Annotated in this window: 13 protein-coding genes, 2 tRNA genes and 1 pseudogene; 12 read left to right on the top strand and 4 right to left on the bottom strand. The window is 60.5% G+C overall.

The features are described 5' to 3' along the window. Positions 1–122 precede the first annotated feature (122 nt). The 6 genes from clpP (at position 123) to ACFPN2_RS34185 (ending at position 5,795) form a co-directional block, all read left to right on the top strand. A complete protein-coding gene (gene clpP / locus ACFPN2_RS34210) occupies positions 123–752 on the top strand; it encodes an ATP-dependent Clp endopeptidase proteolytic subunit ClpP (protein WP_380605145.1) in 630 nt (209 codons plus the stop codon). Between the two features lie 246 nt (positions 753–998). Continuing rightward, positions 999–2,315 (top strand): ATP-dependent Clp protease ATP-binding subunit ClpX, encoded by a 1,317-nt coding sequence (gene clpX, locus ACFPN2_RS34205; protein ID WP_116811091.1) that lies wholly within the window; start codon positions 999–1,001, stop codon positions 2,313–2,315. A 267-nt stretch (positions 2,316–2,582) separates the two neighbouring features. After that, complete coding sequence (lon, locus tag ACFPN2_RS34200) at positions 2,583–5,030, top strand: endopeptidase La (protein WP_380605143.1); 2,448 nt, start codon at positions 2,583–2,585, stop codon at positions 5,028–5,030. 193 nt (positions 5,031–5,223) lie between these two features. Beyond that, positions 5,224–5,496 carry an HU family DNA-binding protein gene (locus tag ACFPN2_RS34195; protein ID WP_129778417.1) on the top strand — a complete coding sequence of 91 codons (273 nt, stop codon included), beginning with the start codon at positions 5,224–5,226 and terminating at the stop codon, positions 5,494–5,496. Positions 5,497–5,583: 87 nt separating this feature from the next. Next, positions 5,584–5,658: transfer RNA gene (locus tag ACFPN2_RS34190), tRNA-Val, on the top strand. A 60-nt stretch (positions 5,659–5,718) separates the two neighbouring features. Then, positions 5,719–5,795 (top strand) — tRNA-Asp (locus tag ACFPN2_RS34185). A gap of 321 nt (positions 5,796–6,116) precedes the next feature. Here ACFPN2_RS34185 and ACFPN2_RS34180 read toward each other — a convergent pair. Next, a complete protein-coding gene (locus ACFPN2_RS34180) occupies positions 6,117–7,013 on the bottom strand; it encodes an Arm DNA-binding domain-containing protein (RefSeq protein ID WP_380605140.1) in 897 nt (298 codons plus the stop codon). Between the two features lie 83 nt (positions 7,014–7,096). Next, positions 7,097–7,315: an excisionase gene (locus ACFPN2_RS34175; RefSeq protein ID WP_380605138.1), complete on the bottom strand. Its 219-nt coding sequence runs from the start codon at positions 7,313–7,315 to the stop codon at positions 7,097–7,099. Between the two features lie 396 nt (positions 7,316–7,711). Here ACFPN2_RS34175 and ACFPN2_RS34170 point away from each other — a divergent pair, with 396 nt between their 5' ends. Beyond that, the gene (locus tag ACFPN2_RS34170; protein WP_380605137.1) at positions 7,712–8,770 is read left to right on the top strand and encodes an NAD(P)/FAD-dependent oxidoreductase; all 1,059 of its coding nucleotides are present in this window, start codon (positions 7,712–7,714) and stop codon (positions 8,768–8,770) included. Positions 8,771–8,848: 78 nt separating this feature from the next. On the opposite strand, the gene ACFPN2_RS34165 is transcribed toward ACFPN2_RS34170, so the two are convergent. Next, a complete protein-coding gene (locus ACFPN2_RS34165; RefSeq protein WP_380605135.1) occupies positions 8,849–9,082 on the bottom strand; it encodes a WGxxGxxG family protein in 234 nt (77 codons plus the stop codon). A gap of 269 nt (positions 9,083–9,351) precedes the next feature. On the opposite strand from ACFPN2_RS34165, the gene ACFPN2_RS34160 reads away from it, so the two are divergent. Next, positions 9,352–9,798, top strand: a complete 447-nt coding sequence (locus ACFPN2_RS34160) for a response regulator (RefSeq protein ID WP_380605133.1) — start codon at positions 9,352–9,354, stop codon at positions 9,796–9,798. Between the two features lie 111 nt (positions 9,799–9,909). Further along, positions 9,910–12,138 carry an ATP-binding protein gene (locus ACFPN2_RS34155; RefSeq protein WP_380605131.1) on the top strand — a complete coding sequence of 743 codons (2,229 nt, stop codon included), beginning with the start codon at positions 9,910–9,912 and terminating at the stop codon, positions 12,136–12,138. A gap of 332 nt (positions 12,139–12,470) precedes the next feature. On the opposite strand, the pseudogene ACFPN2_RS34150 reads toward ACFPN2_RS34155, so the two are convergent. Further along, a pseudogene (locus tag ACFPN2_RS34150) lies at positions 12,471–12,658 on the bottom strand (aldo/keto reductase); the annotation flags it as partial. 291 nt (positions 12,659–12,949) lie between these two features. Between ACFPN2_RS34150 and ACFPN2_RS34145 the strand changes: the two are divergent. From ACFPN2_RS34145 to ACFPN2_RS34135, 3 genes are read left to right on the top strand one after another with little or no spacing between them, the layout of a single operon-like run. Further along, entirely contained in the window at positions 12,950–13,525 is a 576-nt protein-coding gene (locus tag ACFPN2_RS34145) for an RNA polymerase sigma factor (RefSeq protein WP_380605129.1), read from the top strand. After that, positions 13,518–14,564 (top strand): FecR family protein, encoded by a 1,047-nt coding sequence (locus tag ACFPN2_RS34140; protein WP_380605127.1) that lies wholly within the window; start codon positions 13,518–13,520, stop codon positions 14,562–14,564. Before ACFPN2_RS34145 ends, ACFPN2_RS34140 begins: the two co-directional genes overlap by 8 nt. Continuing rightward, a complete protein-coding gene (locus ACFPN2_RS34135) occupies positions 14,561–16,849 on the top strand; it encodes a TonB-dependent receptor (RefSeq protein ID WP_380605125.1) in 2,289 nt (762 codons plus the stop codon). Before ACFPN2_RS34140 ends, ACFPN2_RS34135 begins: the two co-directional genes overlap by 4 nt. The last annotated feature ends 55 nt before the right edge of the window (positions 16,850–16,904 follow it).

Genomic DNA, 16,904 nt, shown 5'->3' with positions numbered 1-16,904 from the left:
CGGGCCGAAAGCGGGAGCGCCGTGCGGCGGTCGCTATTGCAGGGGCACTTGCCTCTTCTAAACTAGACCCCACACATCGCTGTCCCGCTTTCTTCATCGTTTAGTAAAAGCAGCAACCATAGATGGCCACCATGAACCTTGTCCCGATGGTCGTCGAGCAGACCGCTCGCGGCGAACGCGCTTATGACATCTACTCGCGGCTGCTGAAAGAGCGCGTGATTTTCATCGTCGGTCCGATCGAGGACCACATGGCGAACCTGGTGGTGGCGCAGCTGCTGTTCCTGGAATCGGAAAATCCCGACAAGGACATTTCGCTGTATATCAACTCGCCGGGCGGCTCGGTCAGCGCCGGCCTGTCCATTTACGACACCATGCAGTTCATCAAGCCGGACGTGAGCACCATGTGCGTCGGCCAGGCGGCGAGCATGGGCGCGGTGCTACTGGCGGGTGGCGCCAAGGGCAAGCGCTATGCGCTGCCGCACTCCCGCATGATGATTCACCAGCCGCTGGCGGGCTTTCAGGGCCAGGCTTCGGACATCGACATCCACGCCCGCGAGGTGCTGGAAACCCGCGAGCGTCTGAACCGTATTCTGTCCAAGCACACCGGCCAGACGGTCGAGCGCATTGGCAAGGACACCGACCGTGACAATTTCATGGGCGGCGAGGCCGCGGTGGCCTATGGTCTGATCGACCGCGTGATGGAAAAGCGGGGCGAGCCGGCCCTGGTGGCGGCCGCGGCGGGCGGGCGCTAAAGAGCCATTGAAGGCCGTCGCCGACGGCCTCATACATGGCACAGGCAGGGCGATTCCGGTAGGGGTTTCCCTGTTCTTTCTAGCAGGGGAGAAGCCTGCGGAAAGGCCGGAAAGGGCGTCTTTGCAGCCTGATGGCGGCGCGTGCTATATAGCCCGGACGCAATAGTGTCGCGACCGTGACGCGATTTCGTAACACGCTGGGACATGAAGAAGTGTCTGATTCGTCCCGGTTTTCGAGGGTAATGCATGTCCGACGATTCCCGCGGCAAACACGACGACGGCAAGCTTCTGTACTGTTCGTTCTGCGGCAAAAGCCAACACGAAGTACGCAAGCTGATCGCCGGTCCGTCGGTGTTCGTCTGCGACGAGTGCGTGGAGCTCTGTAACGACATCATTCGTGAAGAGCTCGAAGAACGCGCCGAGCGCACGCGAGACAAACTCCCGCGCCCCCACGAGATCAAGAAGGTCCTCGACGAGTATGTGATCGGTCAGCCGCGCGCCAAAAAGGTGTTGTCGGTGGCTGTTTACAATCACTACAAGCGACTGCAGACCAAGACCTCGGAAGCACGGGCCAAAGACGAAGTCGAGCTCGCCAAGAGCAACATCCTGCTGATCGGCCCGACCGGCTGCGGCAAGACGCTGCTGGCCGAGACGCTGGCTCGTCTGTTGAACGTTCCGTTCACGATTGCCGACGCCACGACGCTGACCGAAGCCGGTTACGTGGGCGAGGACGTCGAGAACATCATTCAGAAACTGCTGCAGAAGTGCGACTACGACGTCGAGAAGGCGCAGACCGGTATCGTCTACATCGACGAAATCGACAAGATCTCGCGCAAGTCCGATAACCCGTCCATCACGCGCGACGTGTCGGGCGAGGGCGTGCAGCAGGCGCTGTTGAAGCTCATCGAAGGCACCATCGCCTCGGTGCCGCCGCAGGGCGGTCGCAAACATCCCCAGCAGGAATTCCTGCAGGTGGACACGAGCAACATCCTGTTCATCTGCGGTGGCGCTTTCGCCGGCCTCGAAAAGATCATCATGAACCGCACGCAGAAGACGGGCATCGGCTTCACCGCCGACGTGCGTCAGACCAGCGAGCGTCCGCATGGCTCCGACGTGTTCCACGATGTGGAGCCGGAGGATCTGATCAAGTTCGGCCTGATTCCGGAATTCGTCGGTCGTCTGCCGGTCGTGGCGACGCTCGATGAGCTGGATGAAGCGGCGCTGGTGTCGATCCTGCTCGAGCCCAAGAACGCGCTCAGCAAGCAGTATCGCAAGCTGTTCGACATGGAAGGCGTGGAGCTGGAGTTCCGCACCGATGCGCTCAAGGCCGTGGCGAAGAAGGCCATGCAGCGTAAGACGGGTGCGCGCGGCTTGCGCACCATCCTCGAGAATGTGCTGCTCGAAACCATGTATGAATTGCCGTCGCTGCGTAACGTGCAAAAAGTCGTGGTCGACGAGCAGGTCATCCTCGGAGAGAGCAAGCCGTATGTCCTGTACGGTAACGCCGACGACGGCCGCCTCGCGGCGGTTGAAGAGCGCCGTCCGACAGGCAGCGACCACTAAGAAAGCACCACCCACCGCTTCATTGCTGAGGCGGTGGGTTCCTTCCCGGGCCAGCGCCTTTGGTAGTTCAATAGGCCCAACCCTGTAATTCGCGTTCGTCGCGACACGCACCGCCTCACAGTTTTTCCATACATCGGAAAACCCGAGCGCATTTGCGTGGCACAGAACTAGCAGGGCCGCGTTGCTTCCGGTATTTTCGGTCCGAACAGATCTTCTTTTTCGCGGCGCCGGTGATTCGTGCCGGCGCTCACCACAAGAGTACAGCGCGTGAGCACCGATACCCCTGACGCTCCCGAATCCGACAAGACTCCCGCGGCGGCACTGCCCGTCCTGCCGTTGCGCGATGTCGTTGTCTATCCGCATATGGTGATCCCGCTGTTCGTAGGCCGGGAGAAATCCATCCTCGCCCTCGATCAAGCGATGCGCTCCGGCAAGCAGATCCTGCTGGTCGCGCAGAAACAGGCCGATGTCGACGATCCGAGCGCGCAGGACCTGTACCGCCTCGGCACGGTCGCGACCATTCTGCAGTTGTTGAAACTGCCCGACGGCACAGTGAAGGTGCTGGTCGAAGGCGCCGAGCGCGCCAAGATCGAGAAGCTGGTCACCGGCCAGTACTTCTCCGCCGATACCAGCCCGTTCAAGGACATCGAGAATTACGATGAGCGCGAGATGGACGTGCTCGCCCGCTCGGTCACTTCGCAGTTCGAGCAGTACGTGAAGCTCAACCGCAAGGTGCCGCCTGAAGTGCTCACCGCGCTTGCAGGTATCGAACAGCCGGGCCGCCTCGCGGACAACGTGGCCGCGCACATGTCGCTGAAGCTCGACGCCAAGCAGAAGGTTCTGGAGATCCAGGACGTGCGCAAGCGTCTCGAGCACATCCTCGCGCTGATCGAAGGCGAGATGGATGTCCTGCAGATCGAGAAGCGCATCCGTGGCCGCGTCAAGCAGCAGATGGAGAAGAGCCAGCGCGAGTACTATCTGAATGAGCAGATGAAGGCCATTCAGAAGGAGCTGGGCGAAATCGAGGATGCGCCGAACGAGCTCGCCGAGCTCGAGCAGCGCATCCAGAAGGCCGGCATGCCGAAGGAAGCGCGCGATAAGGCGATGAGCGAGCTGAACAAGCTGAAGCTCATGTCGCCTATGTCCGCCGAAGCCACCGTCGTGCGCAACTACGTCGACTGGCTGGTGAAGGCGCCTTGGAAAAAGAAGACCAAGGTCCACAACGACATCAACCTCGCCGAGAAAGTGCTCGACGAGGATCACTACGGCCTCGAGAAGGTGAAGGAGCGCATCGTCGAGTACCTCGCCGTCCAGCAGCGGGTGAAGACGCTGAAGGGCCCGATCCTGTGTCTGGTCGGCCCGCCGGGCGTGGGTAAGACGTCGCTCGGTCAGTCGATCGCGCGTTCCACCAATCGTAAGTTCGTGCGTATGTCGCTCGGTGGCGTGCGCGATGAGGCTGAGATTCGCGGTCACCGCCGCACATACATCGGCTCCATGCCCGGCAAGATCATCCAGAACATGGTCAAGACCGGCGTGCACAATCCGCTGTTCCTGCTGGACGAGATCGACAAGATGGCCATGGACTTCCGTGGCGATCCGTCCTCGGCGCTGCTCGAAGTGCTCGACCCCGAGCAGAACTCGACGTTCGCCGATCACTATCTGGAAGTGGACTTCGATCTGTCGGAAGTCATGTTCGTGTGTACCGCGAACAGCCTGAACATTCCGGCGCCGCTGCTGGATCGTATGGAAGTCATTCGTCTGCCCGGTTACACCGAAGACGAGAAGGCCGCCATCGCGCAGCGCTACCTGCTGCCGAAGCAGATGAAACAGAACGGCTTGAAGGAGAACGAGCTGAAGGTCTCCGAGAGCACCATCATCGACATCATTCGTTACTACACGCGCGAGGCCGGCGTTCGTAACCTCGAGCGCGAAGTGTCGAAGCTGTGTCGCAAGTCGGTGAAGCAGCTGCTCACCAAGGGCGAGCCGAACCAGATCTCGATCACGCCGAAGAATCTGTCAAAGTATCTCGGCGTGCGTCGCTTCCGTTACGGCCGTGCCGAGGAGCAGGATCACATCGGCCAGGTCACCGGCCTCGCGTGGACCGAAGTGGGCGGCGAGCTGCTCACCATCGAATCCGCGATCGTGGCCGGCAAGGGCAAGCTCACGCACACCGGCCAGCTCGGCGAGGTGATGCAGGAGTCCATCCAGGCCGCCATGACGGTCGTGCGCAGCCGTGCGGCTGTGCTCGGCCTCGACCCGGACTTCTACCAGAAGGTCGATGTACACATTCACGTGCCCGAAGGCGCGACGCCGAAGGACGGCCCGAGCGCCGGTATCGGCATGTGCACGGCGCTGGTCTCGGCGCTCACCAAGGTGCCGGTGCGCTCGGATGTCGCCATGACCGGCGAAATCACTTTGCGCGGACAGGTGCTGCCGATCGGCGGACTCAAGGAAAAATTACTCGCCGCGCACCGCGGCGGCATTCGCACGGTATTGATCCCGGACGACAACACCAAGGACCTGGCGGAGATCCCCCAGAACATCAAGGACAACCTGGAGATCAAGCCGGTGAAGTGGATCGATGAGGTGTTGCAAGTAGCACTCAAACACATGCCTGCGCCGACCACAGCCGCTCCAGAGCCGTCGCGTGGCAATGACAAGCCGCGTCAGCGGCGCATTGCCAAGCGCGCCAACAAGCAGGTCAGAGCGCATTGACGGGTCCGACACCGGGCCGGGAATCGCGGCAAATTTCGCGATTCCAGCCCGGTTTCTCCTGCGCTCCGTCTCAAATCCCCCGACACTCATCGCGGCGCGGCGCTTCCTTTCTCCGCCGCCCGCTGCTATAACGCGCCCCCGTTCCTGACGTACTCGTCTGGAGCGAGGGCTTTCTACAAGAAGGAAACCGGATATGAACAAAGCGGAACTGATCGACGCCGTGAGCAGCAAGACGGGCCTCCAGAAGGCCGAAGCAACGCGTGCCGTCGATGCGGTTTTCGATGCCGTCACTGGCGCGCTGAAGGCGGGCGACTCCGTGTCGCTGCTGGGTTTCGGCACGTTCGTCGTGAAGGCTCGTGCGGCCCGCACCGGACGTAATCCGCGCACCAACGAAGCCATCCAGATTCCTGCCAGCAAAGTTCCTGGATTCAAAGCTGGTAAGGCGCTGAAGGATGCTGTAAATTAGCGCGCCTTCGAAACGGGGGGTCTAAACAACCTCTCGCTCGCCAGGGTTCTGATTGAGCGGGTTACGCGAGTACTGATCAGTACAAACGGGTGCTTAGCTCAGCGGTAGAGCGTCGCTCTTACACAGCGAATGTCGGGGGTTCGATCCCCTCAGCACCCACCAACTCAGTGACAAGAGTTGCGCCCGCAAGGGTTCGAAGTTCTAACAATGGTTCTAGCGGCTGGAGCGGTAGTTCAGCTGGTTAGAATACCGGCCTGTCACGCCGGGGGTCGCGGGTTCGAGTCCCGTCCGCTCCGCCAGTTCCTTTGTTAGATATCTCTTTGGTTGGCAAATACTTGCGCCAGCTAAGCCGTCCCCAGCCATCCTCTAGTGGCAAATTCCGGGGACCCGAGGGGACGTAACCCATCGCTCGGTTCTGGCGATCGTTCCATCGCGCGCTTGATGCGTTCCTCGTCCAGGCGGCATACGTGCTCAGCATCGTCTGCACGCTGTGACCATCCTCCTGTGCCACGAGCAACACGTTCTCGCCGATCATCAAGCGCCAGCTGACGTATGAGTGGCGCGCGTTGTAGGGTTCGCGGTAGCGAATCCGCCTTGACTCCGTCACATAGCGCCGACGGTCATACGTTGAGAATCGGTGCGCCGTCTTCCTGGAAGAAGACGAGGTCGTGCTGAATCCTGCCCGCTCTTACCAGCGCTTCCCGCAGCTCCAGTTGCCGCCTTAGAACCTCCAGGGCACGCGCGCAGAGTGCGATCTCGCGATCCTCTCCCGTCTTGGTGCGATCTTTCTCGCGGCTGCGTACGACTGCCTTGGTGATGTTGATCGTCCCCTTCTTCATGTCGCAGTCGTGGGCAGTCAGCGCGATCTGCTCTGACTGGCGGAGGCCGGTGAAAAAGCGGAACTCTTCATAGTTGCCATGTGCCGCTCCGAACTCTGCATGAGAGGCGGCAATGATCGTTTCTCCTTCGTCGATAGTGAACGGGTCGACCGGAGGGCGATGATCTTTGTATCCAAACTCGAAGGCACATCGCAGAACGCTGACGACGTTGTTGTATGTCTTTTTGTTCCGCGTGTGAGCTGCCGCGATGGCGGCCAGCTGGGAGTAGGTGATCTCCTCGAATACATCGTCTCCGATCGCTGCTTTCCAAACTGAGTCCAGAATCTTTCGATAACCATCGACTGTCGAAAAGGCGAGATCGTTCATCTCTACTAGCATGTCGCAGTGAGCGATGAACGCGTCGAAGACTTGTTTACACGTTCGTATAGAGTCTTCCGCGGAGCTGGCCTCGACCTGGTCTCGGAATTTGTAATCTGGAAACTCTTCGATGAAAGTGAAGGTGCCAGCGTCGATGCGTCTCTTGATATCCTTGAGTTGTTCTCGAGCTGGACGCAGGTTGGCTTCTGTTGGCGTCCGCTGCAATGTTGGACGATATCGCTTGTTGTTGAAGACGAAAGTGAACTCAATGCGGTCGCGCTCTTTCGCTTGTACACCGCCACTTAGAGATTTTCTGCCCATTGGCGTGCTCCGGTAAATTCTGATGGCTGTGCTCAAGTGCGCAGGGTGGGGCGGGCTGGCAATATTTGGCGCCAGGATACTCATCACCCTTCAATCCACTTCTCGTATCCAACGATGTCTATGCAGATGTGTCCATCCGGCGCTCGTCTCCAGACCTTTCCTTCTTGCCAATCGCCGCGCTCGATCTTTCTCTCCATCTCCTTCACCGTGTAGCCTGTCATCCATTGTGCTATCGGCAGAAGAACATAACGAGCAGGGGCGATGGTTATCGACTTCGTCCCGCACAGGATTTCCGTGGCCATCGCTTCTCGTCCTCGCATCGCGCTTGAATCGAATGTTTAATGTTAGATCGATATCGATTATTAGATGAGCCAAGCGTCTGCGGGTAAAGAGAAAGTGTCGTGTAGATGCAAATTAACCTGTTGCGAATGGTTGTCTTTGAAGTATTCGTTTGGCGCGAGAGTGGCTGCGACAGATTGCATTCGGTAGCGACGGTTCTTATCGTCGGACTAGTCAAATGCAGGATAGGTTCATCCCGGTTGACCGGGCTGGATTCCCAAGGCGTTCTTCGATCCGCGCCTCGTGCGGCGAGGTTGCGAAGGTGGCAGGAGGTATGGGCGTGGAATCTAAAGTGGTGGCTCTGAGCGATGTGCGAGCTGATGCGGCTCAGAGCTCGGTGACTTCATTGCGATTCGTGAGTGGCCTTTCCGGCCTACACGGCGAAGCGCAATTGCTCCCACACTCGAACACTTCGCATTCACTGCGCGTTGTGCTGGGAAGGCAGGCTGATACCTTGCTTCCTCCCCGGAGCCTTACTAGTGAGCAAGACGGAGAATTGGGATGTTGTTGTCGTCGGCGCGGGCCCGGCGGGCTTGAGTGCGGCGCTCGTCCTCGGGCGTGCACGCCGTAAGGTGCTCATCTGTGACAAAGGGACGCCGCGCAACTGGGCATCCAAGCGTATGCACGGATTCATCACGCGAGATGGCATTGATCCTCGGGAATTCCGCTCTCTGGCCCACGCGGAGCTCGCACGCTATCCGCAAGTGAAGTTTCGTGCCCAGGTGGTTGTCGGGGCCACTCAACTGAAGAGTGGCGCCGGCTTTAAGGTGACGTTGGCGCGAGGTTCACCCGTGCTTACCCGGAAGTTGCTTCTGGCGACCGGCGTACTCGACCGTCTTCCTTCAGTGCCTGGAATCGAGAAATTCTTCGGCGTGAGCGCATTCCAATGTCCGTACTGTCATGGCTGGGAGTTTCGCGACCGTGCGATCGCGGTTTACGGCCGGGGCAAGAAAGGCCTCGAGATGGCGAGGGCGATGACTGCCTGGACGCCGGACATTGTCTTATGCACGGACGGCGGCGCGTTGTCGTCAGCTGCTCAGCGGCAGTTACAGCGCAATGACATTCAAGTGCGGACGGCGCCGGTCGCGAAGCTCGAAGGACGCCATGGTGAATTAAAGCAGATCGTGTTTCGAGACGGGGATACGCTGGCCTGTGATGCGCTGTTTTTCGACACGTCCTCCATTGAACAGTCCGTGCTGTCGCGGGCGATCGGCTGTCAGTATGGAAGTCATGGTGGTATCGAGTGTGGTCAGTACTCTGCAACCAGCGTTCCTGGTGTTTATGCCGCCGGTAATATCACGCGCGACGTACAATTGGCTATCGTCGCGGCAGCGGAGGGAACGCGAGCGGCGTTCGGGATCAATCGAGCGCTGACGAGGGAGGATTTCGCGAACAAGCTGCATCGGAGCACGGCCTGAGCCCGGAGTGTCACTCGAATATTGGTGGGGCGCGCAATCGCGCCCCGTTTCATGTGTGAGCACCCGGCATTGCCGACTCTACCTGGCTGTGGCGCGGTCTGCGTGAGTCACGTGGACGTCACGATCCCTGCGCTTCAAACCGAGCAGCCCCGCCAGTCCCAGCAGGCCAAGCCAGCCCCATTCGCCGTGATCCTCTCGATCGGCTTGGTTGGCAGCCTGGTTGATGTCGTCCCGAGCCTGTTGAGCCGACAACAGGAGCGGCGTTCCAGCGAGCACACCGATAGCGACGGCTCTTACAATTAGATTCTGCATTTGCATCTCCTTCACTTGAGTGTGAGATCTACGTTCGCGTGCGCAATCAGTTCCTGGATTTTTCGAGGGAATCGCCACTTCCCACGCACATCGAGGATCTCTCCGACATGCAGGTCGATTGCGGCGATCAAAAGACTGCATCAAATGTTAAAGAGGAAAGCTTGGACCAGCATCGCGGCGAGCGGACCAGGCGGAACGGAACCGAGAATCGGCGGTGAGGGTTATTGATACTCGCGGTCGCCGACCGGCGAATATAGCGGGAGCGCACCATGGATTCTCAGACGAGCCTGTCGCAACGGTCAATTTTCCTGGTCGAGAGGGAATCTTCGAGAGCGATACGGCTCAGTGAGGCCCTTGCCGCACGCGGCTTGCAGACGCGCGCCATGGCCAGGCTGGTCGATGTGATGAAAGCCTCGAGAACGCAGATGCCTCGTGCCGTGATCATCGACTTGGCTTGTGCGGGGAATGCCACCGAACCGCACGAGCGCATGGGGCCGGATCACATCATGCGTGTCTTACGGCAAACGTATCCTGAGCTCTGCATTGTCGCTCTCGCATCGAGCGCCGACGCTAGAATGGAAGCGATCGCACGCGAGTTTCGCGTACCCCTGATCACAAAATCTTTCGGCTCCGCCGAACTATTATCGATTCTCGAGGAGTGCGGGGCGATCGGTCCGGTGGAAACTGCTTCTGCATCTGAGGCGATGCATGCGTGAAAGGATTCGCATGACTCGCTGAGGTCCGTGTGCTGGCCGACGCGAATAGCGTCACGTACTCTGTAGCCTGTGAAGGGGCTATCTCAGGTGCCTGCTACGGTAACAAGAAGTATGCAAAATGTTCACGATGGCAATCCCGATGCCATTTCAGCGTCGCAATGGCGACAGATCGTCGATAGCGCACTGGATACGGCCATCATCAGTATCGACCCCGACGGACGGGTCACCAGTTGGAACGCGGGCGCGAGCCGTATTCTCGGCTGGACGGACGCGGAAATGCGGGGACAGACGCTCGAACGTATCTTCCCCTCCGGTGCCTCGCAGCTCAAACGTGAAATAGCAGATGCCATCGAGCACGGACACGGTGGAGGAGAGGAGAGCTGGCGCGTTCGCAAAGATGGCAGCCAGTTCTGGGCAGCGGGCGAGCTCCGGCCCATTCGAGAACAGAGCGCGATCGTAGGATTCGTCAAAATTCTCCGCGACCGCACGCGGCAGCGAGCAGCTGAAGAACAGGTTCGCGAGGATCGTCGCGCGCTCGAGATACTCAATCGGGTCGGCGTGTCTCTCGGCCGCGAAACCGATCTGCAGCGCCTCGTTCAGATGGTGACCGATGCAGGAGTCGAACTTACCGGCGCTCAGTTCGGCGCGTTTTTCTACAACGTCCTCAACGAGCGCGGCGAGAGCTACATGCTCTATACCCTGTCGGGGGTTCCCGCCGAAGCGTTTGCGCGATTCCCCATGCCGCGGAACACGCAGGTTTTCGCGCCCACCTTCAGCGGTGAGGGCATCGTCCGCTCCGATGACATTACGCAGGACCCACGCTACGGAAAAAACGCGCCTCACAAAGGAATGCCGGAAGGACACTTGCCTGTTCGTAGCTATCTGGCCGTGCCCGTCGTCGGTCGCGACGGAACCGTGCTTGGCGGCTTGTTCTTCGGCCACGCTACCGTCGGCGTCTTTACGGAACGATCCGAGCGCGGCCTCGCCGGGCTCGCTGCAGAAGCCGCGGTTGCCATCGACAATGTCTATCTGACCCGTGCGGCTCAAGCAGAAATTGCCAAACGCACGCGGGCTCAGGAGGCGCTGCGCGATCTCAATGCGAACCTCGAGCGGGAAATCGCCGAGCGCACGGAGCAGTTGCGAGCTACCGAAGAAATGGTGCGACAAGCGCAAAAGATGGAGGCCGTCGGACAGCTCACCGGCGGCGTGGCCCATGACTTCAACAATATTCTGCAAGTGATCGTTGGCAACCTGGACGTTATCCGTCGTCTCGTGCCGGCCGATGCAGGTCGGCTGCAGCGATCCGTCGAACATGCACTGAATGGCGCGCATCAAGCGGCTTCGCTCACTCAGCGGTTGCTCGCTTTCTCCCGGCGCCAGCCGCTCGATCCAAAACCTGTCGACGTCAATTCGCTCGTGGGCGGCATGGCAGACTTGCTGAACCGCTCACTCGGCGAGACGGTCGCCGTGGAAACAGTGCGTGCCGCGGGGCTTTGGAAAATCGAGGCCGATCCCAACGCTCTCGAATCTGCGATCCTCAATCTCGCAGTCAACGCACGGGATGCGATGCCTCAGGGCGGCCGACTCACCATCGAAACGACGAACGCCTACATCGATGAGGCGTACGCGATTTCGCATGCCGAAGTCACGCCGGGTCAGTATGTGCTGATCTGCGTGTCCGATACGGGAGTGGGCATGGAACCCGAGATCATGAAGCGGGCCTTCGAGCCCTTCTTTACAACCAAACCTGTCGGGCAGGGCACGGGGCTCGGTTTGAGTCAGGTCTACGGCTTCGTGAAGCAGTCGGGCGGACACGTCAAGATCTATTCCGAAGTGGGGCAAGGAACGACCGTGAAGATTTATCTGCCCCGCTTCGAAGCTGCGGGCGCGGAGAGCGATGTCCCGGCGGCGGTGCCCATTCCTGAGGGCTCATCGCAGGAAACCGTGCTCGTTGTTGAGGACGAAGAGGCGGTAAGAGCCTATTCTGTCGATGCGCTACGTGATCTCGGCTACCGAGTTGTCGAAGCGGCGGACGGCCCGTCGGCACTTCGGTTGTTGGAGAGCGCCGGGAACATCGACCTGCTGTTTACCGACGTAGTGTTGCCCGGAGGCCTGACGGGCGCGCAATTGGCGGCCCAGGTGCAAGCACTGCGCCCTGAGATCAAAGTTCTATTCACGACCGGCTACGCGCGCAATGCAATCTTCCATCACGGACGTCTGGATAAGGGCGTCCAGCTAATCACCAAACCTTTCACGTTTGCGGATCTGGCCGCAAAAGTGCGTGATGTGCTGGATGGGCTATCGCGCAGCGCCCAGGATGGCAAACGCAACCGCGAATGATTGTGCTCCTGGCTCGAAGCAATTCGCCGTGGCACTGGAGTCCTGCTCGAGGCGACGCTGGAGTTCCTTGGTGAACAGTTGTTTGCAAGCTTCGAGGTGGCGTAAGCACGCCATCCCGGCACCTCGCGCCGAGGGCGTCCTGCGAACGAGGTCGAGCAGGGACGTCGTCAGCTGAAAGTGCGCCAGGTGATTCAGTGCGAAGCTCAGCTCGAATCCGTCCGGACTCAACACCCGCCAGCGTTGTTGACGAGAACGTCGATACGCTGGTATCTCGCCTTGAACTCCCCTCCGTCGCGCCAGTGAGGCGCTGAGCTGAATCCCGGCGCACCAGCTTCGGGGTCTCGGCTCCACACGGAATATTCATTCGATACCGCCGTGATCGGTTGCACCGCGTGCGCGCGGCGAATGGTCGCGGCTCCCACTTCAGACAACCCGAATGACGAACTTTGCCTTCCTTGATCAGGTCCTGCACGGCCCCGGCGACGTCCTCAATAGGCACGTTCGGGTCGATGCGGTGTTGAGTAGAGATCGATGTAGTGTAACCATGCACCGTCCTAGCCGTAGCTCTGTGCTGTGTCGAAGAATGTGACTCCGTGATCGTAAGCGGCGCGAATTGGTTCTCGTCCGCAGACTGCTACCATAGGCCGCTGGTGCCGCAACCTTCCCGCGCGATCAGTCGATGAGCCTGCTTGAGCAGGTGCACGGGAACATGCTCGCCAGTTCGTAGCTGGAGATCAGCTGCGGTTCCAGCTCTTTCCGAATGAGCTTTGGCCCATTTCAATTTCAGGCCTCTCGTTCGTCTAAGCCGTAAATGCGCAAGTACGATCAAGATCCGCAGCTTCCTCCGGACCCGGAGACCGGGGGGCCATCGCAGCGCTCGTCGGCCGAGCAGCTGATGCGTGAGTTCAACCGGGCGTTGATACGCATGCTGCAGTCCCGGCTGGGGTCGTACGAGGATGCGCGTGAGATCGCGCAAGAGGCCTACGCCAAGTTGCTGAATTTAGGCAGCGATTCGGCGGTGAGCTTTCACCGTGCCTATCTGTTTCGGATCGCCCAGAATCTGGCGACCGACCTGCTGCGCCGTCGTGCCTATACTGAGCAGCCAACCCCCGACGATCTCGGACTGTGGCCCGATCCGGGCGCCAGTCCCGAGCGGTCGGCGAGGGCCGCGCAGGCAGTGGATCGACTGCCCTCCTTGCTTGCGGAGTTGCCCTTCAATTGTGCCGAAGCGTTTCGTTTGGTCCGGGTGGAGCAATTGAGCTTCGCCGAAGCGGCGGTGCGCTTGAACCTCACCGAACGCATGGTTCGCATTCATGTGGCACGTGCCTTGGCCTATTGCCAGGAACGACTGGATGGCATCTCGGTAGGAGAGGACACGGATGAATAGCAATGCCCCAGAGCGGCGACATGTGGTGCTGCAGGAAGCCAGCGAGTGGCTGATGCGCCTGCAGGATGATGCCTGCACGGAGGCCGAGCTCGACGCGTGGGGTCAATGGATGCAGGCATCACCTCAGAACTCGGCAGCCTTCGACGATGTGAGCGCATTGTGGGATGCTGCCTCCAAGCTGGACTCGGCCGCTGTGCTGAATGCGCGAGAGAGAAGCAATCGTCTTTCTCGCCAAAGCGCGCCCCGTGGACGCCGCGGCTTTCGCTGGTCGAAGCGATTCGTGGCGGGGATCGCGGCAAGCTTTCTTGTCGTCGCCGTTGCCTGGTTCGTTGTCTCGAAGCACACGCGAGAGGCCGATGTACAAGTGCTCGCGACCCAGATCGGCGAGCGACGGCAAGTCACATTGCAAGATGGCTCTATTGTCGAGTTGGATGCCGCTACGGAAGTCCTCGTTCGTTACAACGAGCGAAGACGCGATGTCGAACTGCGCGCCGGGCAGGCATTCTTCTCCGTAGCGCACGCACCGGAGCGTCCGTTCGTCGTGGCCGCCGGGAACATACAAGGTCGGGCGCTAGGCACGCGCTTTACAGTAAGTCATCGAGCTGATCGTGCCGTGGCTGTGACGGTAGTCGAGGGACGAGTTCGGGTCAGCCAGGAGCACGAGCAGAGCGGCGCCACGCGTGCGTTCGATGCCATCGCTGGACAGCTTGTGACATTCTCGGACGAAGCGGGGTTGCAGGCACCACGCAACGTCAACACGGACCTTACCACCGCGTGGCGCGAAGGTGTGGTGATCTATCAAGGCGAATCGCTGGCGAATGTGATCGCCGATCTGAATCGTTATTCGCGCGTGCCGGTGCGCCTCGACGATCCCAAGCTGGGCCAGCTGAAAGTGACTGGCCGATGGGAGCTTGCGGCGATCGATCAATGGTTGGACGGGTTGGCGCGGGCGTCAGGGACGCGCATCAAGCGCAGCGCGAATGAAGTATTGTTGACTCGGGATCCTGCTCAGAACAGTACGGAGGTGAGCGTCGATTGAATAGAGCCTGCGGCTCTTTGTGTGCGCTACTCATAGCGCTGGGCTTCCTGGCCGCGAAGGCCGAGTCGTCGCGCATGGCCTTCCGCATTCCCTCCCAACCCCTGGACGAAGCGTTGCTCGCACTCGCTCAGCAAGCAGGCTTGCAGCTGGCGGCCGTCGGAGATCTGGATCGAGCTACTCGCAGCGGTGAAGTCAGCGGCGTGATGACGGTCGAAGCCGCGCTTCGAAGACTGCTTGCTGGCAGCGGATATCGTTTCGAGCTCCGGCGTGATGGCGTGGTGAGCGTCACGGCGGCCGAGCGGCCGAGGCGTGCAACGGCTGCGTCCGAACATGAGCTCGCAGCGCCACCAGTGAACACCTTGGCGACGGTCGTCGTGTCGGCACGGCGTCGAGATGAGCGATGGATCGAGGTGCCCATCGCGGTGTCAATCGCCGACGCCGCAGATCTCGAAAAGCTCGGTACCACGAATGCCACTGAAGCGCTCCACCTCATGCCTGGAGTGAGCGCAGTGGATGCGGGCAGCAGCTTCACCCAAGTGCAGATTCGTGGCATATCGAGCTCGCTCGCGGGCAACGACAACGGTTACTACTTCGACGATGTGCCGTTCTCCGGAGTCACAGTTCCATGGCATCCAGAGACGCGCGCTTTCGATCTGGATCGCGTCGAAGTCTTGAAAGGTCCGCAGGGCACGCTGTTCGGTGAAGGCTCGATGGGCGGCACGGTGCGGATCTTCACTCACGCGCCTGAGCTCAATCGTTTCGGCGCCCACGCGGCCCTGACAGCCACGGCGACCGAAGGCGGCGAGCAGGGTGGCTCGGGCAAGCTCATGATCAACGCGCCTTTGGTGCCGGATCGCCTGGCGCTGCGCGTGGTGGCGACGCGTGAGGCGCTGCCCGGATGGATCGATGTTCCTGAGGGCGATCGCGACGTTAACGAACAACGCATCGAGACTGAGCGCGTCCGGGCGCGCTGGTCGGCGAGCGATCGCTGGATGACCGATGTGAGTTTTGCGAGCTCGACGACGACGGCTCACGGCGGCGACTACGGTGCGAACGACAATTTGCAGTCACTCGGGTTCCTCGATACGCGCGTGCAGTGGCGGAGTTCGATGTTAGCTACCCATTACGACCTGATCGCCTCGCGGCTCAGCCTGGTTCACTCCGAGGCGCAGATGACCGATGCCATGGTCGGCGATCTGGATCCCGCGTCGTCACTGGACGGATCGCTGAATATCGAGACGGAGAACACCGAGCTGCGCTGGGCTTCCACGCACGGCAGTCGCTGGGACTGGCTGCTGGGGTTTGCACATCGCAGGGCGAGTCGATCGGAGAATTTGCGAGTCAACGAGGTGCGCTCCGAGGGAACCCAATCCAACCAGGCCAACGCAGCGTTCGGTGAAGTCACCGTCCGGCCAGGCGGGCCGTGGTCCGTCGCTGCCGGCTTGCGCTATTTCACCGAGGACGTGGTTGCGCAGGGGACCTCCGAACAAATGAGCAGGCGGATGGATACGAGCTTTCATCGCCTCATCCCACGGTTCAGCGTCAGCCGGCAGGTGTCCTCGCAACGATTGTTATATGCCAGCGTTGCGACCGGGTTCCGCTCGGGCCAGATGCAACCTGTCGCCTCGTTGGTGCGCGCCCAGCGAGTGGGCATGGAAGTGCCCGCCACGCTCTCGCCGGACACATTGGTGTCCTATGAATTGGGCCTCAAGCAAGTCCTGGCGGAGGGACGGGTGCGCATGCAGTGGGCCGCTTTTTATAGTCGCTGGCACGACTTGCCAGTGCGCGTACCGATCGACGACACAATCAATGCGCTGACCAATTCCGGCGGCGCTCGAATTCGAGGGACTGAGCTGGACCTGCGTTACACGCCACTAGGCAATCTGGACTTGGGTCTGAGCGCGACATATGTGGATGCACGCTACGCCGCCGATGTTCCTGGTACGCCGCTTCACGAGGGCACGCCAGTTTATAACGTTCCGCCGCTGAGCTTGTCGGGCACGATGAGCTATGGCTGGCGCTTGAGCGATATGACGGCGAGTGTCGCTGCCAGTGCCCGGTATCACTCTCGCCGGCAAACGGGACTGGTGGTCAGCAGTGGCGGGGACGCCATCGCTGAACTGAATCTCCGCTTGGGTCTGGAGTCGCCGAGCGGATGGGGGTGGTATCTGCAAGGAGACAACCTGACCGACGAAGCTGGCGCGGTCGATGGACGCACGACGTTCGGGCGCGCCACGCGCCTCCATCCCCGCAGCGTAGCTATCGAGCTCCAGTACCGCTACTGATCGCAAACAGCATTTCAATTTTCGGCTGCTGGTTCGTCATGTGACACAGAACATC

Origin of the sequence: Steroidobacter flavus, from assembly GCF_042651805.1 — a bacterium.
Lineage (GTDB): Bacteria > Pseudomonadota > Gammaproteobacteria > Steroidobacterales > Steroidobacteraceae > Steroidobacter > Steroidobacter flavus.
The sequence above is the reverse complement of the archived record's forward strand: the minus strand, read 5'-3'. Positions and strand labels throughout refer to the sequence as shown.